The sequence below is a fragment of the Pseudoalteromonas byunsanensis genome (genome assembly GCF_001854475.1).
GTDB lineage: Bacteria > Pseudomonadota > Gammaproteobacteria > Enterobacterales > Alteromonadaceae > Pseudoalteromonas > Pseudoalteromonas byunsanensis.
The window spans coordinates 18,561-40,139 of record NZ_MNAN01000006.1 but is presented as its reverse complement, the minus strand read 5'-3'; the positions used below and the strand labels follow the sequence as shown (position 1 = coordinate 40,139).

The following is a 21,579-nucleotide window of genomic DNA, read 5'->3' as shown; positions in this document are numbered from 1 at the left end:
TTTGGAAAATAGAGAAGGCGAATAGTCACAGTAAAGTGTGTCGTTCAGGAGGGAGTATGTCGTTAGAAAAAGCACGAATTACTTTGTGCAATGTTAGCAAAGAAGATTACCCACAGATAAAAACACTCATGGACGAAGCTTATCCTGATCTGGGAGGTGCGTGGCCCAGCCATACTATTTTTAGATTAATTGACCAATTTCCAGAGGGGCAAATAGGCATTTTGGATGAAGGTCGTTTGGTAGGGCTAGCTTTGAGTGTGCAGGTGGATTATCAACGCTTTTCAAACCCCCACACCTACGATGAAATTGTTGACGCTCATAACCGAGTGTTCAGTGACAACAACGGTGATGCATTGTATGGGCTGGATGTCGTGATAGCCAAAAGTCACCGGGGAATGAGGTTGGGTCGGCGCTTATACGATGCTCGCAAAGAGTTGTGTCGTCAGTATAACCTCAGAGCAATTTTGGCGGGCGGACGGATCCCAATGTATACCAATCATTGTAAGGATATGACGCCTATGGAGTACATTGATAAAGTTGACCATAAGGAGCTGTATGATCCAATATTGAGTTTTCAATTGGCCAACGACTTTCAGGTTAAGCGATTGTTGAAGCAATATTTACCGGAAGACGAGGATTCGGGAGGCTATGCCACCTTGTTGGAATGGAATAACATTTTGTTTCAGCCAATGGATACGGTGATCGACACCAAAAAAACCATTGTTCGGGTTGGCGCGGTTCAGTGGCAAATGCGTTCAGTCGACTCGGTAGAGGAGTTGATGCGTCAAGTCGAGTACTTTGTTGATACGGTATCTGAATATCAAAGTGATTTTATTTTATTTCCAGAGTTTTTTAATGCGCCCTTGATGGGGTTGCAGGAACACCGTAATCAAACTGAAGCTATTCGTTACTTGGCGGAGTATACCGAGCTATTTCGCGATGCAATGTCGACCATGGCAATTGAATACAACGCGAACATAGTGACCGGCTCCATGCCCTTACTGGAGGGCGAAAAAATATATAATGTCAGTTATCTATGCCACCGCAGTGGTAAAATTGATGAGCAACGAAAGATACATATCACACCCCATGAAGCCTATGACTGGGTCATCGAAGGAGGTGATGAGATAGGTGTTTTTGAAACCGATGCAGGCAAGGTGGGGATCCAAATTTGCTACGACGTTGAATTTCCAGAGCTGAGTCGTTTGATGGCAGAACGTGGTTTAGACATACTGTTTGTACCCTATTGGACAGACACCAAAAATAGCTATTTACGGGTACGTCATTGTGCTCAAGCCCGCGCGGTTGAAAATGAGTGTTATGTGGTGATAGCGGGGAGTGTTGGCAACTTACCGCAGGTTGATTCACTTGATGTTCAGTATGGACAGTCGGCGGTGTTAACCCCTTCAGATTTTGCTTTTCCTCATGATGCAGCGTTAAATGAGGCAACACCGAATACCGAAATGCTGTTATTCAGTGACCTAGACTTGGATAAACTCAAGCTGCTGCACAGTGAAGGGACGGTCAGAAATCTAAAAGACCGTCGTACTGATTTATATCAGGTGGTGTTGAAACAGCGTGAGTAGTGATTTAACTTAACATTACCAACACAGCGGCGATACCGATGAGTACAAGGCCCAGCTTATCGCTGGTTTTGGTTGGCTGTTTTAACCAGAGCATGGCGATAAGCAAAGTGAAGAAAACTTCAATTTGGCCCAGCGTTTTGACATAGGCGACATGCTGTAGGCTCATTGCGCTAAACCAACCAACCGAGCCGATAAAGCTGGTAACACTGATACCGCAGGTGAGCCTCCGTTTGTGCCACAGCGTTTGCCAGGTCTTCGCTTCTTTGTAGGTAATATACGCACCGAGCAGCAATGTTTGTGTGCACAGCACTAACAATAGTACCCAAGCTGCACTGTGTAAGAAGGGTAAGCCCGTGGCCAGACTTGCTTCTCTTACCCATAGAGAAGTCAGCGCAAAAGCACTGCCACAGGCTACTCCGAGCAATGCAGTTTGGGGTCTAAATAGCTTTAAACTAAAACCGCTTAACATCAACACTGCGACTGCCCCTATGGCTACGCCAACCCAGCCAATTAGGGACAAGCTTGAGCCAAATAGCCACATGCCAAGTATCGCGGCCATGAGCGCTTCACTTTTGGCAAGTCCAGCTCCTACTGCATAATTGTTTTGTTTAAACAGCAGTACCATCAGGCTGGTGGCGATAATTTGCATAATGCTGGCGGCAATCACAAACATGATAAGCTTGCTGTTAGGGGTGAGTGTAGCGACGTTTTGCCACTGGTATAAACTCAGCAGGTACAGCAACGCAAGGGGGCTGGCTATCAAAAATCTTGCGAAGGTGACCCCTGCAACGCTAACACTTTGGCTTAAATGGCTTTGTAGCGCATTACGGCATGCTTGCGAAAAAGCAGCCAAAACAGTAAAAGCTATCCAACTCATTGTCAGTCCATATTATTTTTCTCTAGTGTAACCACGAATCTAGAGGCTTTCGAGTGCATTTTTTTCATCTAAAATGCGATAGTCAGTGACGGTGCTAAACATTAGCAAGCATCGCGTACAGCACATCAGGTTATATGACTTAATCGACCAGACTAAGCGGCTTTTTCATTTTCAACGTGCTATGTTAAAAGCGAATGCTCAATAATTACACAAGGATATGGTATGACTACAATTTTAATCTGTGCGCTTATCGCAGCGCTGCTTCCTTATCTGGCCAAAGTTCCCGTTGCCATCGCTATGAATAAGCTTGGTGGTTACGATAACCAACACCCTAGAGCGCAACAGGCTCAGTTAACTGGGTTTGGGGCTCGGGCGTTGGCGGCTCATCAAAATAGTTTTGAATCATTAGCGGTGTTTACGTTGGCAGTGGCTGTGGTTTTAGGCACCAATACAATCGGCACTACGGTGCAGTATCTGGCGGTGGCACATATTGTTGCGCGGGTACTTTACTGCTTGTTTTACTATTTCAATCTGCATGTTTTACGTTCGTTGATCTGGGCGGTGGGATTAGGGTGTGCCATTGCTATGATAGCGGTGAGTTTATAACGATAAACAGCCAGCACGAGAAATACTGGCTGTTTGTTTTTGTTTAATGAGCGACTTTGATGCGCTCGTGTTTCACCTTCTGCTTGTATGTGGTCGCGTCTTCACTCATTGCATAGTCTAACTGAACTGTATACAACTCAGAGGTATCCGACGCTGGGGTGTATTGCCACTGTCGCAGTGCATTGATTGCGCTTTGCTCAAATACGCCTTGGGGCTGTGCGTCTAAAATTTCGATGTTATTGGTGTGTCCGCGCCCATCAACGGTAAATTGCAAAGTGACATACCCATCTTGCCCCGCATTTGCCGCCTCACTCGGGTAAACGGGTTCTATGCGCATAATAGGGTGTACTTCTGAGCCCTTGTTATGTCCAGTTTGATCAGTCGATTTCGCCAGTGCCATCGCGCTAACAGAGCTACATGCTAATACCAGAGCCAGTGCTTTGGCGGCCATTGAAGGGGGGGTGATATTCTGTAGTTGTTTAAGTCGTTGTACCATAGTTTGCTTATCTCCGTAGTAAGCGTATACCAAAGTCCCTGTACGCGAGTTTTCTGCGCAACGAACCAAGGCTTTTGCATACATTAGCTGTTGATGTGTGGTTTTTTGTTGTAATACGGTTTCGTCGCACGCCAGTTCCTGAGTTTTACGAAAATTGTGATAGCCAAGCCAAAGCACAGGATTAAACCAGCAACTAATGCAAAGCAGTAGCAGGGCCAAGTTGGCTAGGTTGTCACCGCGGCGAATGTGCGTTAATTCATGTTCCATCAGCAAGGTTAATGTATCGGGGTCAAACTGCTGCACGTAATCATGCGGCAAAACAACTTTTGGTTGCCATAAACCGACCACCATGGGCGAGGCTATCTGAGAGCTGGTATACGTCTGTTGCCCTAAAACATGCTGATGTGACGGTTTGATACCAAGTGCATTAATAAACTGATAGTGCTGGTAGAAGAGCCCAAGCAATAGTGCTGCCGTAATGCACCAATAGATGCCTGCGATACTGAACTGCCACTGTGGTACAAAGTAAACTGGTTGTGCGGTAACGCGAAAGTAGCTGATGGTTTCACTGGCAATGGGCTTTAACTCACTGGGCAGCGCAATCGCTAGCAAACCTAGAGGCAAAACCCACCAAAGCGCATAAATCAGCCGACTTCCTAGCCAAGGAGTCGTATATCTTTGCAATGCCATCAGCATCAAAACCATGCTACTGATAATCAGCTGATTGTTGATGTTAAGTACCCAGTCAAAAAGTGACGTTAGCATGTTACTTTCCTTGTTTTTGTTCCCACTGCTCAATGATCTGCTTGAGTTCATCAATGTCTTGTTGTGAAAGCTGCTGTGTTTTAGCAAAGCCGCTGACTAAAGGGGCGACACGACCACGAAACAAGCGGGCGATAAAGTTTTGGCTCTCTTTGAGTGTGTATGCTTCGCGACCGATGGTGGGGGTGTAAATGTATTCTCGGCCGTCTTTTTCAAAGCTCACGGCCTGCTTTTTAACTAAGCGGCTGACCAGTGTTTTAATCGTTTTTTCATGCCACTGGGTGTCATCACTCAGACGCTGTACGATGTCGCTGGCTTTGGCCGGATAACCCTGCCATAGGGCTTCCATCACCGCAAATTCGGCTTTAGAAAGTTCAATCATATTATTGCCTACAAGTGTAATCGATAAATTAAGATTACATCTGTAATCAAAAACGTCAAGTCAATTTTTAATCTAATTTGAGTTTGCTTTGGGTGATGGCGTGATATTGATCCTCACCTAATTCACTTGAATCAAGCTCAAACCCTGCAATGCGTACTCGATACAGGTCAATGACACGGTAGCCGCAGAACTTAGCCATTTTGCGAATTTGTCGATTTAAACCCTGCTTGAGCACAATTTTAAAGCGAGTAGAGGTCAGTAAGCTGACCTCACAAGGTAACGTCAGCTGCCCATCAATGGGGACGCCCGATGCCATTGTTTGGCAAAAGGTATCATCTAATGGGCGTTCCACTTCGACCCAATACTCTTTTTCTACGTGATGATCGGGGTGAATAAGTCGCTGGCAAAGCTCGCCGTCGTTGGTGAGCAACAATAAACCGCGAGAGTCTTTGTCTAGTCTACCAATTGGGTAAACGCGCTCACCACTGGGCAAGTGATGTATCAAGCTATCTGGAGCATTGGCTTTAAGTTTACAGTCAATACCAACGGGTTTGTTGTAGGCGTAGAGCACCTTTGGCGCCGGGCCTGTGACCTTTTTTCCTTCAACCAAGATGTGATCGGCTTTTGTCACATGATCGATATGATTGGCGGGCTGGCCATTAACAGACACTTTGCCCTCGTCAATCAATCTTGATGCCTGACGACGTGAGCAAATGCCAGCATGACCGAGGTATTTGGCGAGGCGCATAGGTTGAGTCATGAGTGTAAAAAAGCATAGAAAATATCACCCACAATATCATATTTGCGGTATCGCTTTTACGAAAAGTGCGCGAGTTGAAACTTTATATCGTAGTTTCTTCCCCACTTAGGGTAAAATGTCGTGACGAAAAAAGGAGCTCGTTGAGTTATGAAAAAAGCCATTTTTACCCTCGCCATTGGTGATAATCCCATGTACCAAGCTGCAATATTAAGCTTTAAGCATTATGCGCAAAAAGTGGGAGCCGATTTAATTATTTCAGATCAGTTGCACTACCCAATAAAAATTGAAAATCCGAAATACAATGCAAGTCCTGCTTGGACTGAAAAGTTAAGAATTGGTGAGTTACTCAAAGAGTATGACCGTGTTTTGTATGTGGATGCTGATGTACTTATCACACCCCATGCACGAGACATATTTGAGCTCTACCCAGATATGAAAACTGCTTATTGGTTTGACGAAGGGGTCATTCAAGAACGAGAAGATGATGTAGCACAAGTATGTGAAGCATTGGGGGAAGTTGACTGGCCTCGTAACAATAACAGACCTGTTTATTACAATGCAGGAATCATACTCACTTCGAATGAATGTCCTCTATTTCAGCAAACACAATTGAGCGACCTACAACAAGTATGTAATAGCATAACACATTATGATCAAAGCTATTTTAACTACACTTTGCATAAACATGGTATCGCACATCAATCATTTGACCGAGCTTTTAACCGTATGGATATGTTTGGTCATGACGGCTACCTTAAGGCCGATTTTATTCACTACGCAGGCAAAGGGTATGCGAAAAATAGTCGCCGCCGTGATGTACAGTTTTTGAGAGACTTTGGGCAATTATATCAGGGAGTGGTTCCTCAGTCTGAAATCGAAAGGTTACAGAAAATGGCTTGGGATAGCTTTTTAAATGTTGTCTATAAGAAATATCCGCTACCAAATTGGTTGATTAAGCTAGGTAGTGAAACTTTTGTAACTAGATGATTTTTTTTGTAAAAAACTGTTCCTAAAAAGTTTACGTGTTGAGCTTGTATGCTATTATGCCGCCGCTGGTCAATGACTCAATCAGCGTTCTATTATTTAAAAGGAAATTTTATGAATTTATCTAAACTAGGCTTATTAGCGGTAATTGGCGCAACCACTCTAAGTGGCGTAGCGAATGCAAGCTCATATCAATATAGCGAATTCCATTGGAAGCAGGGAGAAAATCAGGTTAGCTTGGGCTCTTCACGTGATCGTGTGTGCTTTTTATCAGGCGTACAAGGGCACTTTGAAGGTTGGGGTGAATCAGTATATGTAGGAAAAAGTGGTGCGAGTTACTATCTAGGTGGTAAGTCTAATCAGGATGCTGTCGAAGCAAGAGCGACATGTGTTGTTAACCCAAAAGGCGATAAATACACACAATTTGATACTTGGGAACAAGGACAAAGTGACCTTTACCTTGGTGATCGACATAACGTGTGCTTTTTGACAGCGATGGCCGGTAAATTTGAAGGCTGGAAAGAGGTCATTGAAGTTAAAAATACTAGCTATGGGGTATACTTGGGCGGTAGTTCGGATCAACATAGTGTGAAAGCTGGTGCCGCGTGTTTAAGTCGCTACAACCCGAGCTTAAAGTCTTATACTTGGAAACAAGGTGAATCAGCAAAAATATTGGCTCCCTCGGCGAATACCGTTTGTTACTTAACTAAAGTTTCTGGAAAGTTCGAAGGCAGTGGTGAATGGGTTCGCTTATCACAAAATAATGGATATTGGATGTTAAATGGTGCTTCTCAACAAAGAGATGTAACCGCAACCGCTACCTGTACAAGCAGCTTCTAATCTTATCTGTTGGTAAGATAATTTGGAGCCATGCTCTGTGGCTCCACATAGTTTCCAAGCGAACACTTACATCTGAATATTGTTTGTCTTTGTAAGCACTTCCCCAACCGCCGTTTTAAAATCCCTACTAAATGCTATTCCTAAAGGTTTGAGACGAGAGTCGGCCAATGCACAGTTGTATGGGCGAGCTGCGCTTTGAGATGGTTTACCCAAAGGGAGTAGCAAGTTGCTATCAAGCCCCAAAATCTGTGCCATCACTTGTGCCATTTGGTACTTGGTCATCGCCTGAACATCGGAAATATGAAAAATACCTCCCAGTTCATTGGGCTGCTTGAGTAACTCTCGCAATGTCAGTGCAATATCTTCAACATGTGTTGGGTAGCGAATTGCCCAGTCATCGTGGCTGGTTTGCTCGTTTGCTTTTAACTGAGTTGCAATCACAGTCACGGCTGACTCGCTCAGGGTGGTTACATCACCATAGAGTACAGGGATGCGAATAACGCTGTGTAGAGGGGAAGCGGCTAACACAGCCTGTTCTGCTTGTTGTTTGGTTTTACCGTACAAATTGACGGGATTGGTTGAGTCAGATTCTAAATAGGGTGCGTCGTGACCATCAAACACATAGTCGGTGCTGATGAACAATAAGCGAATATTGCGCTTGGCACATTCGGTGGCCAAAAAAGCACTGGCTGCAACGTTTAAGGCAATGGTTTGCTCAGGCGAATTTTCGCACGCATCAGGCTTGCGCTCGGCCGCGGCGTGCACAAGAACAGTCGGCTTATGCCACTCTAAAAAGGCAGTCACGGCTTCATGGTCGGATAAATCCAGTGGCAAGATAGGCGCTTTGGCGCGACTAAACCCGGTGCCGATAACGGCAAATTCATTTTTGAGGGTGTTGTACAGTGTGCGACCCAGTAGTCCTGTTGCACCGGTGATCATGATCTTGTGCATAGCGGCTCTTCCTATTTATCCGACAGTGAGCCGCTAGCTTAACAAGATTAACTCATTGAAAAAACAAATTATGAGTGACTAAGTTGTTGGTCTTGTTCCCAGTGTTTTGATTTCAGACTCAGCAGCGCAATAATGATACCCACGCCAATACTGAATAAACTGATCTGTAAATACAGGTTAGGCATTTCTTCTACTTTGTTTGGGTCGAAGTTACCAGCAAGCAAACCAGAAATAATGTTACCGATAGAATAGGTGAGTACAAACACCCCCATCATTTGCCCAGCAAAACGTTGTGGCGACAGTCGACTGACTGCGCTCAGCGCCACAGGGCTTAAACAAAGCTCACCCACTGTGTGTAGGAAGTAGGTGGTGATCAACCAATATGGTGCGACCTTAAGACCTTGTGCTGCGTATTGTGAAGCCATAAACATCACCAAAAATCCGCTGGCCATGATCACTAAACCAATAGCGCATTTTAGGTTGTAAGATGGGGTGAGCATGCGCTTGGCGAGATTTATCCATAACGCAGCAAAAAATGGCGATAAAATAATGATAAAGATGGCATTTGCAGATTGGAACCAAGCTGTTGGAATACTAAAAGAGCCAACCATGCGATCGGTGTAGTCACGGGCAAACAGGTTCAGTGATGAGCCTGCTTGTTCAAAGCCAGACCAAAAACAGGCCGAGGCGACGCAGACAAAAAACAGTGCCCACATTTTTTTCTTTTCGTCTTCAGATAAGTTACCCTTAAAATAAATCAGCGCGTAGTAAGCAAAGAAGATTACCGTAAAGGCAACCGCCACATATTGCGCTAGGATCACAGGGTTAATCACAATGACACCAACATAGGTGAGGGCGGTGATAGCGGCAACACCTGAGAGTAACAACACAATGCCCATCCAAACCTTTTTCGCTTGCTCTGGGGTAAATGGGTTGGTGGGGGCTTCGCCCACGCCTTGAATATTGCCGATGGTTTTACGATATTGAATAAGACCGACGGCCATACCTACAGCTGCCGCACCGAAGGCATAGTGCCAACCCGCATTTTCCATAAAGTAACCACAGACGTAGTAACCAATCACCGAGCCGATGTTAATACCCATGTAGTAGATGGCATAGCCGCTGTCACGGCGCTCATCTTCTGAGTCATAGAGTTGGCCGACCATGGCGCTGATGTTGGGCTTGAGTAAGCCGGTACCAAAGGCAACAAAAATAAGACCGATAAAGAACGAGTACTGAGAAGGAATTGCTAAAATAATGTGGCCACACATAATGATGATGCCGCCATACCAAACGGTTTTTTGCCCCCCTAACAGCCTATCAGCAATCCAGCCTCCAGGTAATCCGAGGAAATATACGGCACCGGTGTACAAACCATAGATGGCCGCAGCGGAAGCCACGGTAAACCCGAGCCCTTCCTGTTGCAGGCTGGCAGTCATAAATAAAACCAGTAGCGCGCGCATACCGTAGTAACTCATGCGCTCCCACATTTCGGTGAAAAAGAGTGTTGAGAGGCCCTTTGGATGACCAAAAAAGCCCGTATCCTGTGATGACATAGTTCACTTCCGTTATTATATTTCTCGTGTGAACCATTATTAGTACGTTAAACCATTGCACAATGCAACCATCTCAGTTGAGTTGAATGGTTATCAGGTTAGCGGCATAAAATTTGTAACTCATTGATATTCTTTATTTCTATATCTGGGAGCCCTTGATAGTGATAGTGCGAGTCTTGATTGTTAAGCCAGACACTGTGACAAAGTGCATCATTGGCACCCTGTACATCGGTATCTAAGCTATCGCCAATATGTAGAATATTGTTATGGTTCACTTTGAGTTGCTGTGCTGCGGCATCGAATAGATCGCTAAAGGGTTTCGGGCGGCCATCTTTACCCGCTTGTAATACCAGTGAAAACACCCCCGCCAGATTGAATTTATCAACGTCGGCATTACCGTTGGTAATGGCAATCAGGGTGTAATGTTGCTTTAAATCGGCTAGCAATTGCAATACTGATGAGCTGACAGTTATCTGGCTACGGGCCTGTGCAAATGCTTGGTAGGCTCGTTCAGAATGAAAGCGTGCTTGTTGTTGATCATATCCGCAGGCAAGCATTGCCAAATAAAGTGCCTGCTGTCGCCATGCAGTCACATCATGGGCGAGCTCGGGTGACTCTTGAACCGCCTTATTACGACATTTGCTCCAAAACTGAGCGTCTTGTTGTGGCCAACGGGTATGTTGCTGCAAATAGTTATGCTGCGCTTGTAATGCTAAGCGAATAATAGGGTGATTGTCGTAAAGGGTGTCGTCTAAATCAAAGCTTAATACCTTAATTTTACCTATCGCCCGGTTAAACCTCATATTTACATGCCTTTTTGATCTAGATTGTTATATACAGAGTTAATGTTCATCATCATTTGAGTGGCGCTTTTTGGCCCTAGGGTGCGCTTTATCATACACCTTAGCGAGGTGCTGAAAATCGACATGGGTATATACCTGAGTAGCTGACAAGCTGGTGTGCCCCAACATTTCTTGAATCGCCCTTAAGTCACCACTGGACTCCAGCATGTGACTGGCAAACGAGTGGCGCAATTTGTGAGGGTGAATGGGGGTGCTAATACCTTGTTTTAGGCCCCACACTTTCATGCGTTCACGCACGTGCCGGATAGAAATTCGCTGTTTTCGCTTACTCAAAAAAACCGCGACTTCACCTTCATTGGCAAATTGCGCCCGCAGAGCAAGCCAGCTTTCTAACGCTTTGAGTGCCTTACCTCCCACGGGAATAACGCGCTCCTTATTACCTTTACCCAGCACACGAATTTCGCCATCACGAATATCGCCTAGATTGACATTCACCAACTCACTAATACGAAGACCGCTTGAGTACATCAGTTCCATCATGGCTTTGTCTCTAATGGCCAGTACATCATCATCGTTAATAGAAAGCAGCTGCGTCATCTGATCCACATCGAGGTTTTTAGGGAGAGGTTTGTCAAATTTGGGGCCTTTAATCCCTTCCCCTGGATTGCTAAAAGAGCTGTGCGTGGTATGTTTTGCCTTTAAAAACTTATAGAGACTGCGAATACAACTGAGCTTTAGGTTAATGCTGCGTGGGTTATATTGTTTGCTACGCAGGTGCATACTAAAACGGCGAATTTGCTCACTACTGACATTCAGCCAGTCACTGGCGTGTTGTGAAAAATACTCTGCGGCTTGCAATAGCTGCGTTTTATATTGGCTCAATGTATGCGCTGAGTAGCGTTTCTCAAAGCGCAAATACGCCATAAAATCATCAATGGGTTGCTGCCATTGTATGTCGGGGGCGTACCTATCTGTCATAGGTGACTTAAGCCAATGCGCTTAAGCGCACCTGTAAGGTTGTGACAAACTCTTGCATGAATAACGTATCATTGCTTGGTGAGAAGTGCTCCGCATGATCACTGGCAAATGCCAATATGGCCTGCGGCTTGTCGCTATTTTCTATCAAGTAAAGCGCGACTGAGCGTACTTCGCTATTGTTCGGCCAAAGCTGTTGCTGCTCTTGTTTTGACAACCGACCCAAATAAACACTGTTACTATGTAAGCGGGTATTAACTAACTGGCTAAGCTCTGTGTCATAGGGTAGCAATTGACAGCTCATGATATTCGCTGGGCGACTCAGGGTTTCAGCAAGCGCAGCGGCCAGTTCATCGAAACTATTACAGTGCCACAGCTGCCTTTGGCACTCACTCAGTAATTTGAAGATCTGTTCGTTCTCCAACGCACTACGAGACATGCTTGCTAACTGTTGTTTAAGTTGTTGGTTTTGCTCCCTGAGCAAGCGCTGTTGTTGTAATGCCAGATTTGGCAAACCTTGACTTTTACCATGTAGGTCCAGTTCTAACAGTACGTAGGGGTGATTGAGTAAAAAATCAGGGTGACGGCTTAAGTAATCACAGATTGATTGCTCATCAATAGTAGTTTTTGTACTCATAATATACCCCAGTATTGTTACAACGAGATCTGTCCATCAAATACATGCTCGGCTGGACCGGTCATCTTGACGCTGTGCCCTTCGCCTTGCCAACGTACCTGCAAGCTGCCACCGGGTAAGTCAACTCTAACCGTATTCGCGAGTTTCTTTTGCATGATGCCAATCACAACGGCTGCACATGCACCACTTCCGCATGCCATGGTTTCTTGTGCGCCACGCTCCCAGACTCTGAGTTTAATATGCTCAGGGTTCAGGATTTGCATAAAACCAATGTTAGCACGTTCAGGAAATCGCTCATGGGTTTCCAAAAGAGGCCCCAAGGTTAATACTTCAGCGGTATCAATGTCTTCAACTTCCAGTACGCAATGTGGATTACCCATTGAGACTACGCCACAAAACACCGTATGCTCCTGAGCTCTCATAATATATGTTAACTCAGACTTGCTGGCTTTAAATGGAATACTGGCTGGCGCAAATTGTGGGTGCCCCATATTGACGGTCACCTGACCATCTTTTTCTGAATAAAGGGTGATGTTCCCCGACTTTGTCGAGACGGATACTTTGTGGCGGTTGGTTAGCCCTTTCATGCGCACAAAGCGTGCAAAACAACGTGCGCCGTTACCACATTGCTCTACTTCGGTGCCATCGGCATTAAAAATACGATAATGAAAATCCAACTCAGGTGAATAGGGTGCTTCAACCATGAGTAGTTGGTCAAAGCCCACACCAAAGTTTCTATCTGCGAGTTTCTTAATTTGATCGCGGGACAAAAATACATTCTGGGTGATGTTATCAACCACCATAAAATCATTGCCCAAGCCATGCATTTTTGAAAAATTTACAAACATAATGTCTTAATTACAACTCCTGATGAGCTAACTTTGCCATGCTAGGGGCACCGCTGTCATTAATAAAATTAAGGTAACAAATGCTCGCCTTGCCAAAGCGAAGACTGTGACTCTCGTTGACGTACTAGATAGCATTGGTCACCGTCCACCATTAGTTCTGCAACCCGCGGCCGTGAATTATAATTTGAGCTCATGGTAAAACCATAGGCCCCCGCACTACGTTGCGCTAATAAGTCACCCTCTTGTATCGCCAAAAGTCGGTTTTTACCAAGAAAATCACCAGTTTCACACACAGGCCCTACGACATCATAGTTATGTATGGGCGTGTCATCATCGCGCGGACTGACAGCAATAATGCTTTGCCAAGCTTGATATAAAGACGGACGTAGCATGTCATTCATACCCGCATCCACAATAGCAAAGTGTTTATCTTGCGAGCATTTTAAATATTCAACTTTAGTGACCAAAATCCCAGCATTGGCAGCAATGGCTCGGCCAGGCTCAAATACCAATTCTAATTCAGGATAGGCATGCAACTTTGTTTTCACCTCAGCGGCATAGGCGCTTGGGTGAGGTGGTTTTTCGCTATCGTAAGGAACACCTAAACCACCGCCAATATCTAAATGGTGTAATTGTATGCCAGCGGTTTTGAGTCTTTCAACCAATGCTAAGACCTTATCGAGTGCTGCCAAAAAAGGTTCTATTTCTGTTAGTTGCGAACCAATATGAAAATCAACACCGACTACTTCGATGCCTGGTAGAGCAAAGGCTAGCTGATATACATCAAAGGCTTGTTTGATATCGATGCCAAACTTATTTTCTTTCAATCCAGTGGAGATATAAGGATGTGTTTTAGCGTCGATATCTGGGTTTACACGAATAGAAATACGCGCAGTGGTGTTCATTTGCGTGGCTACTTGACTGATACGCTTAAGTTCTGCGCTGGACTCGACATTAAAACACTTAATGTTATGAGATAGCGCAAAGGCGATTTCATCAGCTGTTTTGGCGACTCCTGAGAATACCACCTTACTTGGGTCTCCTTTAGCCTCCAAAACACGCGCCAGCTCTCCCTTTGAAACAATATCAAAGCCAGCTCCTAAGCGTGCAAGGACATTGAGCACCGCGATATTAGAATTAGCTTTGACTGCATAGCAGACCAAATGCGGATGGCCTGCTGCCGCGTCGGTAAAAGCATGGTAGTGTCTTTCTAATGTTTTGCGAGAATACACATAACATGGGGTGCCATATTGGTTTGCAATATCCGTAATGGATACATCTTCTGCAAACAAGTGTTGCTCTTTGTAGTGAAAAAAGTCCATCTAACCTTCCTGCTGTTTATTGAGCGCATCTTTTTTTTGCTGTGTTTCAGCATCTGATGCTTTGGGTGTTTGGTTAGTGCTCTTAGGTTGTTGCTGTTTGGGTAAATATAATGGCCCACTTTGTCCACAGCCTACTAACATAAGCGTAGTGAAAATTACCAAAAAGAATAAGCCAGATTGAGAGAGTGTCGCTTTCATTAGATTAATGGTGTCAGTGCCTTTATAATCGCAGAGTAACAGAATTCGTAAAAAAAGCAGCTATTGAAACGAGTATTTTCATGCTTGAATAGCTAAAACTTTGTACAAATGAGGGATATCATATGACTGATTCCGAGTACCATGAGTTGGCTGATGCCTTAATGCTTACTATAGAAGAACAAATAGATGACTGTGACGCCGATTTAGACTACGAATCCGCCGCAGGTATTTTAGAAATCATTTTTGCTGATAAGAGTAAGATTGTGATCAACAAGCAGGCCCCTCTACATCAAGTGTGGGTTGCAACCAAATTTAACGGCCATCACTTTGAATTACATGGTGATAAATGGATAGACAACCGTTCAGGCGCTGAGTTCTGGCAGTTTATGTGTGATGCGGCAACGCGTCAGGCTGGTTCTGAAATTAAATGGCAGCATAACTGATGTTGCCGTATGTAGAATACGCCGCCAAAGGCGAACACAAAGCGAGTATAATTTGGTTGCACGGACTGGGTGACTCAGGTGAAGGGTTTTTGCCAATCGCACCTGAGCTAGAGTTACCAAATGAGCTGGGTGTTAGATTTATTTTTCCTCATGCCCCGCAGCAAGCTGTGACCATCAATGGTGGGATGGTGATGCGTGCTTGGTATGACATAAAATCTTTAGAGCTTGACAATCGTGCTGATGAAACAGGTGTCAGGGAATCTGCCGCGGCGGTTGAAGCGTTAATACAAAGTGAGCTAGATAAAGGTATCCCTCCTGAGCGCATTATTCTGGCTGGATTTTCTCAAGGGGGCGTGATCGCGTTGCATTTAGCACCTAGACTTGCATATAAGCTTGGCGGTGTGATGGCGCTGTCTACCTATATGTGTGCTGCGCATAAGCTTGCAGATGAAGCGAAGCAGAACGAATTAAACATTTTCATGGCCCATGGGAGTCAAGATCCTGTTGTCGCGATTTCTGCCGGACAACAAGCTTATGCAGCCTTGCACAAACAAGGCTATCAGGTAAGCTGGCAGGATTACCCGATGGCCCATCAGGTGTGTTACGAAGAACTCATTGCGATCCGTCAATGGTTGATCGCGACATTGTCTTAATTTAGGAGCTGCAACAATGACACAAAGGATCGTTATAAAAACCTCGGTTAGCAAAGCACCACAAGCAAGCCCAGAGGTCAGTTACCAATGGCACTGGCGACGCATATTTGTCGCGTCCAGTGTGGTGTTGTTGTTTGCAGTGGCTATCGTATATGGGTTGATGAATTCTGTTAATGCTATAGAGATGACCCCCATGGATACTCAATTGCAGTCTTCACGCGATAGTGAACTGACTGTAACGGCTAACAGTGAGTCGATTGATATCGATAATGGACAAGGCGACACTATTCAGGCACAGCAGCCGGAATCCAACTCGACACGCTCTCACAGTGCTTCACCATCGGATAGCTTACCGGTAGATGACGAGCCTGTAGATGACAAGGTAGCAGATGAGTTGGACTTCGTGGCCGATGATGAAATTAACCCACCTGAACCGGTTCAGGCGATGCAATCTGACAACGAAAGTGAAACGCTCAATACCTTCGCAGCAGATGCCAATATTACGAATGTTGCACTGGGTGCGCAAATCGACAGTAACTTGGTCAGTCGAGCAGTACTAACAACAGGTATTGCTGATAGAGAACCTATTGATGTACTCAAAGAGCATCTTGAGCAAACCGATTTCACTGAGAAGCTATTTTTCTTTACCGAAATAAACAATATGCAAGGGCAAACGGTGCAGCACTTGTGGTTTCACCAGGATCAGTTAATGGCTGAGATCCCACTGCAAATTAGTTCTATACGTTTTCGCACTTATTCAAGCAAAAATATCATGCCAAGCCAAACAGGGCCCTGGCGCGTGGAAGTGGTGACCGAGCAAGGTCAGCTACTTGCACAAAAATCTTTTCGAATTTTATCAGAGGCCGATTAAAGGTCCATCAAAGGTTGACTATGACACAACAACATACCCTACGAATTGCAACGAGAAAAAGTGCGTTGGCGCTGTGGCAAGCGGAATTTGTTAAAGCACAACTGATGCATTTCCACCCAGAGCTCAACGTAGAGTTGGTGCCCATGTCCACTCAAGGGGATATTATCCTTGATACGCCTTTGGCAAAAATTGGTGGTAAAGGGCTATTTGTAAAAGAGCTTGAGCAAGCTATGTTGGATGGTCGCGCTGACATAGCAGTGCACTCTATGAAAGACGTACCTGTTGAATTTCCGGAGGGTTTGGAACTTTACACTATTTGCGAGCGTGAAGACCCTCGTGATGCTTTTGTTTCAAACAGCTACAAACAATTAAGTGAGTTGCCACAAGGGGCCGTGGTCGGTACTTCAAGTTTACGCCGCCAATGCCAGATCAGAGCATTGCGCCCCGATTTAGATATCCGCGACCTGCGCGGTAACGTCAATACCCGTCTAGCTAAATTAGACAACGGTGATTACGACGCTATTATCCTTGCGGCTGCAGGTTTGTTACGTTTAGAAATGTCTGATCGCATTGCCAGCTACATCGAGCCTGAGCAGTCATTACCTGCAAATGGGCAGGGGGCTGTTGGGATTGAATGTCGTAGTGATGATACGTTGACAAAACGTCTCCTGGTGCCACTGGAACATGCACAGACTCGAGTGAGAGTACTTGCGGAGCGTGCCATGAACCGTCGCTTGGAAGGTGGCTGTCAGGTGCCAATCGGTGCCTATGCTGAAGTCAGCGGTGATCAGGTCTCGTTACGAGGCTTAGTTGGCTCTGTCGATGGCAAAGAAATTTTGCGAGCCCAAGTATCTGGTCATAGCAAGCACGCTGAGCAGTTAGGTACCGAACTGGCTGAGCAGTTACTGGCACAAGGCGCAGATAAAATCCTCGCCGAGGTTTATAAAGGCGCTTGATGATGCGCATTGCCATCACTCGCCCCGAGGGAAAGGGGCTGCAACTTTCTCAATTGCTTGACAAACAAGGTATCTATAACGTGCGCACTCCGGTGTTGCGTATTGAGTCCTGTGCACTTAGCGCATCTCAACTGGCGCCACTGGATGATGCGGATATTATTGTCTTTATCTCCCAAGATGCAGTCAAACAATTGGCCGCTCAGGTGGATAGTTTACCGGCAAATGCGCAGCTATTTACGGTGGGAGAGCAAACCGCAAGTGCAGTTAAAGATTGTTTTTCACGCAGCGCTGTAGCGCCTGTTCAGCAAGACTCGGAAGGGTTGCTTGCGCTTCCTCAGTTACAACATCTAGATAGCAAGCAGGTCGTTTTAGTCAAGGGGCGTGGTGGTAGAACGCTACTGGCAAAGACCTTTAAACAGCGCGGTGCTATTTTAAATATGTGCGCTGTTTATCAACGTGTTCCTGAGCAGTCAGATTCTAGCATCTGGTTAGACCTCTGGCGAAGTGAGAGAATTGACGGTATAGTCATTACCAGCAATGCGGCAATTGACGCGGTGTTTAATTGCCAACAAAGTGAATATATAGACTGGCTGAAAAGTTGTCACTTTTTCTTGGTAAGCCAGCGTAGCGCAAGCTATTTACACGACACTTATGCCATTAGTAAAACGCGTATAAGTGTTGCAAAAGGGCCAGATGATCTGGCGATTTATAAATGCATAGTGCCAAATCAACATCAGCAAGGTAGCCATATGAGCGAGCAAGAAAAGCAACCTGAAGCATCAAATCCTGAGAGCGTAACACAGCCATCTCAGCCTGTTTTTAAACAAAAAGTTAGTAAACTTGCGATGTTGGCTTTATTGGTGGCCCTCACAGGGGGCGCGGCGACTACTGGGCTCATTATTCATGGTCAGCAAATTAGTGATAAGACTTATGCCGCTTTAGCACAGTTGCGCACTGATAATGCAAAACTAGGCGAACAATTAAAACAAACTCAATCGCAACTGGCCTCTGTGCAAGCCACGCTACACGGGCAAAGAGATGTAGTTGAACAGCAGCTCACTGTGCACTCTCAAGCGATAGACGCACAGCTACAGGCAGCGCTTTCTCAAGCCAAACAACAGATTAGTGGCGCACTGAGCAGTGAAGCTTTGTACTTGCAACGTATGGCACAGTTTAAGGCAAATGCTGAACAAGATTTTCAGGGGGCAAGTGCGGTACTACAGCGTTTATATGAAGTAGTACAGAACGAAGCTGATAACACCGCGCTGCTCGGTGCCATTGCAACAGATATCGCCATGCTAAAGGCTCAGCCTAAACCAGCCCTTGAAGACACTTATCTTAAGCTGCATGCCATGTTAAAGCAGGTAGATGATTTGGCTTTGAAAACATTGCACCTTCCTGAACCAAAACAAACACAAAATACCGAGTTGTCTGGCGATTTAAATGATTTCCAAAGTAATTTAAAAAAGACTTGGCAGAACCTAGTCGACGATTTTATAAAAATCAGAACCCGTGAAGTTGCGGTGATTGATCCCCTGCTCGATAGCGAGCAACAACAATTGCTTAGAGCGCAACTACGAAGCCATTTATCACAAGCACAAAGCGCCTTGATGGACAAACAAGCAAGTATCTTTTTTAGTGCGCTGGAATCTGCCAGTGAAACGTTGAGCAAATATTACGACACGCAACATGATGGTGTTCAAGCTATGCTTGAGCAAATTAAGCAGTTGCAGCACATGCCATTGCAATTCAACACGCAAGTTGAGCTGGACAGCAGCGCTGCGCTCAAGGAGTGGTTACAATGATTAAAACGCTGATGGTGATAGCCGTGGTTGCTTTGGCCATGGCAGCAGGTCATTTGCTCATTGACGAGAAAGGGTATGTCTTAATCGCCTTTAATGATAAGACGATTGAAGGCACCATCGTGGCGTTTGTGATCCTGTTTTTTATGGTACTGATTGGGGCGTGGCTAGTATTTAAACTGCTAAGCTTGTTGTGGCAAATTTACCATAAAACCACAGGACATTTTGGCAATAGAAAGCGAGTTAGATCACTACAGGCCTTGAACCAAGCCGTGTGGGGCATGTTAAACGATGACGCTGACACCGTACAAAGTGCCTTCGCTAAGAGTAATGCTCCCAGCCAGTGGCAGGATCAACAACATGCTCTGCAAGCCAAGGCTGCATTGCAAGCGGGCGATCAAACAGGCGCGTTACAGCATTTGCAAGCCATGTCAGATGAGGCGCAAGCTCAGGTGCCTAAGCTGTGGTTAAAGGCAAACCAAACGGAACAAGCGTTAGCGCTTTTATCACAACCTATGCAGCAGAAAAAGCCTAGTGCAGCGGCAGTGAGTAGTTATTTGGATGGGTTGTTGCAAGAGCAGAAGCTGACGGAAGTCGTAGATACACTGTCCAGCAAATACAAGCAACTAGATTTAACACAAGCTTATTGGCAAGGTTTTTTTAAGCGCTTTTTTAGCCTCGCACAGCAAGATGCGACGAGTTACTTGTCACAACTCCCTAAAGCAGTACAGGCACACGCTCAACAGGCATATCTGCAAGCAATGGCCAGCCAGGGCCAGCTATCAATTATTCATGATGCGCTGACAAGGTTACTCAAAAAGGGGCAGTATCATCAGCTTGCATCGGTTTTGGCACATGCCAAGGGCGGTGATACCAAGCTTACTCAAGCCATTCAAAGCAGCTTGAAAAAACAAGAACAAAACAGCGAGTTACTTTTTTGTTTAGCTTGTATGGCCAATGCTGAAGGCGATTTTGAACTCGCAGCAAAAATATTTGCCAGTTTGCCCGAACAAGACTGGCAACCGACTTGGGTAGAACCTGCTTTGTATAGTTTTGAGCAAACAGGGCAGTATCAGCGGGCTTATCAACTCGCGCGCCATCAGTGGTAACAGACAACGCCAGCTTCGTGCTGGCTTTTTTATACTTGCATTAATATTGAGCAGTGCTAAAAATGGACATGTGTCCTTGATCTTTATGTGAGGGCGCGTATGATCCGCAAAATTTTATCTGCAGCCGAGTGACCTATGATCAATAACAACCTACCTTTGCTTGATTTACACCGCCACCTAGATGGGAACGTGCGGGCGAGTACGATTTTAGAGCTTGGTCAGCAATTTAATTTGCCCCTACCTGCTCAGGATTTAGAAGGCTTAAGAGAACATGTACAGGTGCTGGACAATGCTCCTGACTTAATGGCCTTTTTGGCGAAGCTGGACTGGGGTGTCAAAGTGCTTGGTGATTATGATGCTTGTCGTCGTATTGCCATGGAAAATGTGGCGGATGCACAGGCTCAGAATATCGACTACACCGAATTACGCTTTAGTCCCTACTACATGGCCCAGAGCCATAACTTGCACCCACAAGGGGTTGTTGAAGCTGTTGTTGATGGCATAAGAGCGGCGACAAAAGGACAAGATATCAAAGTCAATTTAATTGGTATCATGTCAAGAACATTTGGTGTAGAGAAATGCCAGTATGAACTGGATGCTTTGCTGGCTTTTAAAAATGATCTAGTAGCAGTTGATTTAGCTGGAGATGAAATCGGCTTTCCAGGCGGCCTTTTTATTGAACATTTCAAACAAGTGCATGATGCCTACTTAGGTGCGACAATTCATGCTGGTGAAGCGCGGGGAGCTGAAAGCATTTGGCAGGCAATTCAAGAGCTTGGCGCTAATCGCATCGGACATGGTGTCAAGGCCATTGAAGACCCTGCATTGATGGATTATCTGCGTGATAATCGCATTGGTATTGAGTCATGCTTAACAAGTAATATTCTAACCAGTACCGTATCAAGCCTTCAGGCTCATCCACTTAAGCGCTTTTTAGACCATGGTATTTTGGCTTGTATCAACACCGATGACCCTGCGGTTCAGGGTATTGAACTTGACCATGAATATCAGGTCGCTGCACCTCAGGCAGGACTAAGCCAAAGTGATATTGAACAAGCGCAACGTAATGCGCTGGAGATAGCTTATCTTAGCGACAGTGATAAAAAGGCGCTGCTAGCTAGTAAATAAGGATATCGCCAAAGCAATAAAAAACGCGCCATAT

The 21,579-nt window shown here is 45.3% G+C and carries 23 protein-coding genes; 11 read left to right on the top strand and 12 right to left on the bottom strand.

Annotated elements, in window-relative coordinates:
* Positions 1–56 precede the first annotated feature (56 nt).
* Positions 57–1,586, top strand: a complete 1,530-nt coding sequence (locus tag BIW53_RS00220) for a carbon-nitrogen hydrolase family protein (protein ID WP_070989489.1) — start codon at positions 57–59, stop codon at positions 1,584–1,586.
* Between the two features lie 4 nt (positions 1,587–1,590).
* On the opposite strand, the gene BIW53_RS00215 is transcribed toward BIW53_RS00220, so the two are convergent.
* Positions 1,591–2,463, bottom strand: a complete 873-nt coding sequence (locus tag BIW53_RS00215; protein ID WP_070989487.1) for a DMT family transporter — start codon at positions 2,461–2,463, stop codon at positions 1,591–1,593.
* A gap of 222 nt (positions 2,464–2,685) precedes the next feature.
* Between BIW53_RS00215 and BIW53_RS00210 the strand changes: the two genes are divergently transcribed.
* Entirely contained in the window at positions 2,686–3,069 is a 384-nt protein-coding gene (locus BIW53_RS00210) for an MAPEG family protein (RefSeq protein WP_070989484.1), read from the top strand.
* Positions 3,070–3,112: 43 nt separating this feature from the next.
* Here the strand turns inward: BIW53_RS00210 and BIW53_RS00205 are convergent, their stop codons facing one another.
* The 3 genes from BIW53_RS00205 to BIW53_RS00195 form a co-directional block, all read right to left on the bottom strand.
* Complete coding sequence (locus BIW53_RS00205) at positions 3,113–4,330, bottom strand: TonB family protein (protein ID WP_070989482.1); 1,218 nt, start codon at positions 4,328–4,330, stop codon at positions 3,113–3,115.
* A 1-nt stretch (position 4,331) separates the two neighbouring features.
* Positions 4,332–4,709 carry a BlaI/MecI/CopY family transcriptional regulator gene (locus BIW53_RS00200; protein ID WP_070989480.1) on the bottom strand — a complete coding sequence of 126 codons (378 nt, stop codon included), beginning with the start codon at positions 4,707–4,709 and terminating at the stop codon, positions 4,332–4,334.
* Positions 4,710–4,776: 67 nt separating this feature from the next.
* On the bottom strand, positions 4,777–5,469 hold the full coding sequence (locus BIW53_RS00195; protein WP_070989478.1) for a pseudouridine synthase: 693 nt from the start codon (positions 5,467–5,469) through the stop codon (positions 4,777–4,779).
* A 147-nt stretch (positions 5,470–5,616) separates the two neighbouring features.
* On the opposite strand from BIW53_RS00195, the gene BIW53_RS00190 reads away from it, so the two are divergent.
* A complete protein-coding gene (locus BIW53_RS00190) occupies positions 5,617–6,456 on the top strand; it encodes a glycosyltransferase (protein ID WP_070989476.1) in 840 nt (279 codons plus the stop codon).
* A gap of 111 nt (positions 6,457–6,567) precedes the next feature.
* Positions 6,568–7,293 (top strand): hypothetical protein, encoded by a 726-nt coding sequence (locus BIW53_RS00185; RefSeq protein WP_070989474.1) that lies wholly within the window; start codon positions 6,568–6,570, stop codon positions 7,291–7,293.
* 66 nt (positions 7,294–7,359) lie between these two features.
* On the opposite strand, the gene BIW53_RS00180 is transcribed toward BIW53_RS00185, so the two are convergent.
* The 8 genes from BIW53_RS00180 to lptM form a co-directional block, all read right to left on the bottom strand.
* Positions 7,360–8,244: a dTDP-4-dehydrorhamnose reductase family protein gene (locus tag BIW53_RS00180; RefSeq protein WP_070989472.1), complete on the bottom strand. Its 885-nt coding sequence runs from the start codon at positions 8,242–8,244 to the stop codon at positions 7,360–7,362.
* Between the two features lie 68 nt (positions 8,245–8,312).
* On the bottom strand, positions 8,313–9,800 hold the full coding sequence (locus tag BIW53_RS00175) for a peptide MFS transporter (protein WP_070989470.1): 1,488 nt from the start codon (positions 9,798–9,800) through the stop codon (positions 8,313–8,315).
* A 98-nt stretch (positions 9,801–9,898) separates the two neighbouring features.
* Positions 9,899–10,603, bottom strand: a complete 705-nt coding sequence (locus BIW53_RS00170) for an HAD-IA family hydrolase (RefSeq protein ID WP_070989468.1) — start codon at positions 10,601–10,603, stop codon at positions 9,899–9,901.
* A 39-nt stretch (positions 10,604–10,642) separates the two neighbouring features.
* A complete protein-coding gene (xerC, locus tag BIW53_RS00165; protein ID WP_070989466.1) occupies positions 10,643–11,581 on the bottom strand; it encodes a tyrosine recombinase XerC in 939 nt (312 codons plus the stop codon).
* 7 nt (positions 11,582–11,588) lie between these two features.
* The gene (locus BIW53_RS00160; RefSeq protein ID WP_070989464.1) at positions 11,589–12,215 is read right to left on the bottom strand and encodes a DUF484 family protein; all 627 of its coding nucleotides are present in this window, start codon (positions 12,213–12,215) and stop codon (positions 11,589–11,591) included.
* 17 nt (positions 12,216–12,232) lie between these two features.
* Positions 12,233–13,063, bottom strand: a complete 831-nt coding sequence (dapF, locus tag BIW53_RS00155) for a diaminopimelate epimerase (RefSeq protein WP_070989462.1) — start codon at positions 13,061–13,063, stop codon at positions 12,233–12,235.
* A gap of 68 nt (positions 13,064–13,131) precedes the next feature.
* Positions 13,132–14,385 carry a diaminopimelate decarboxylase gene (lysA, locus tag BIW53_RS00150; RefSeq protein WP_070989460.1) on the bottom strand — a complete coding sequence of 418 codons (1,254 nt, stop codon included), beginning with the start codon at positions 14,383–14,385 and terminating at the stop codon, positions 13,132–13,134.
* The gene (lptM, locus tag BIW53_RS00145; protein WP_070989458.1) at positions 14,386–14,583 is read right to left on the bottom strand and encodes an LPS translocon maturation chaperone LptM; all 198 of its coding nucleotides are present in this window, start codon (positions 14,581–14,583) and stop codon (positions 14,386–14,388) included.
* A gap of 122 nt (positions 14,584–14,705) precedes the next feature.
* On the opposite strand from lptM, the gene cyaY reads away from it, so the two are divergent.
* The 7 genes from cyaY to add all read left to right on the top strand — a co-directional run bounded on the left by cyaY (position 14,706) and on the right by add (position 21,545).
* Positions 14,706–15,026, top strand: a complete 321-nt coding sequence (gene cyaY, locus BIW53_RS00140) for an iron donor protein CyaY (protein ID WP_070989456.1) — start codon at positions 14,706–14,708, stop codon at positions 15,024–15,026.
* On the top strand, positions 15,026–15,679 hold the full coding sequence (locus tag BIW53_RS00135) for an alpha/beta hydrolase (protein ID WP_070989454.1): 654 nt from the start codon (positions 15,026–15,028) through the stop codon (positions 15,677–15,679). Before cyaY ends, BIW53_RS00135 begins: the two co-directional genes overlap by 1 nt.
* Before the next feature lie 16 nt (positions 15,680–15,695).
* Positions 15,696–16,550, top strand: a complete 855-nt coding sequence (locus BIW53_RS00130; RefSeq protein ID WP_070989452.1) for a DUF2914 domain-containing protein — start codon at positions 15,696–15,698, stop codon at positions 16,548–16,550.
* A gap of 20 nt (positions 16,551–16,570) precedes the next feature.
* Positions 16,571–17,506 (top strand): hydroxymethylbilane synthase, encoded by a 936-nt coding sequence (hemC, locus tag BIW53_RS00125; RefSeq protein ID WP_070989450.1) that lies wholly within the window; start codon positions 16,571–16,573, stop codon positions 17,504–17,506.
* Positions 17,506–19,311 (top strand): uroporphyrinogen-III C-methyltransferase, encoded by a 1,806-nt coding sequence (locus BIW53_RS00120; RefSeq protein WP_084228012.1) that lies wholly within the window; start codon positions 17,506–17,508, stop codon positions 19,309–19,311. The genes hemC and BIW53_RS00120 overlap by 1 nt, the downstream gene beginning before the upstream one ends.
* Positions 19,308–20,417, top strand: coding sequence for a heme biosynthesis HemY N-terminal domain-containing protein (locus BIW53_RS00115; RefSeq protein ID WP_070989446.1), 1,110 nt, complete (start codon positions 19,308–19,310; stop codon positions 20,415–20,417). Before BIW53_RS00120 ends, BIW53_RS00115 begins: the two co-directional genes overlap by 4 nt.
* 135 nt (positions 20,418–20,552) lie before the next feature.
* A complete protein-coding gene (gene add, locus BIW53_RS00110; protein WP_070989444.1) occupies positions 20,553–21,545 on the top strand; it encodes an adenosine deaminase in 993 nt (330 codons plus the stop codon).
* Positions 21,546–21,579: the final 34 nt, after the last annotated feature.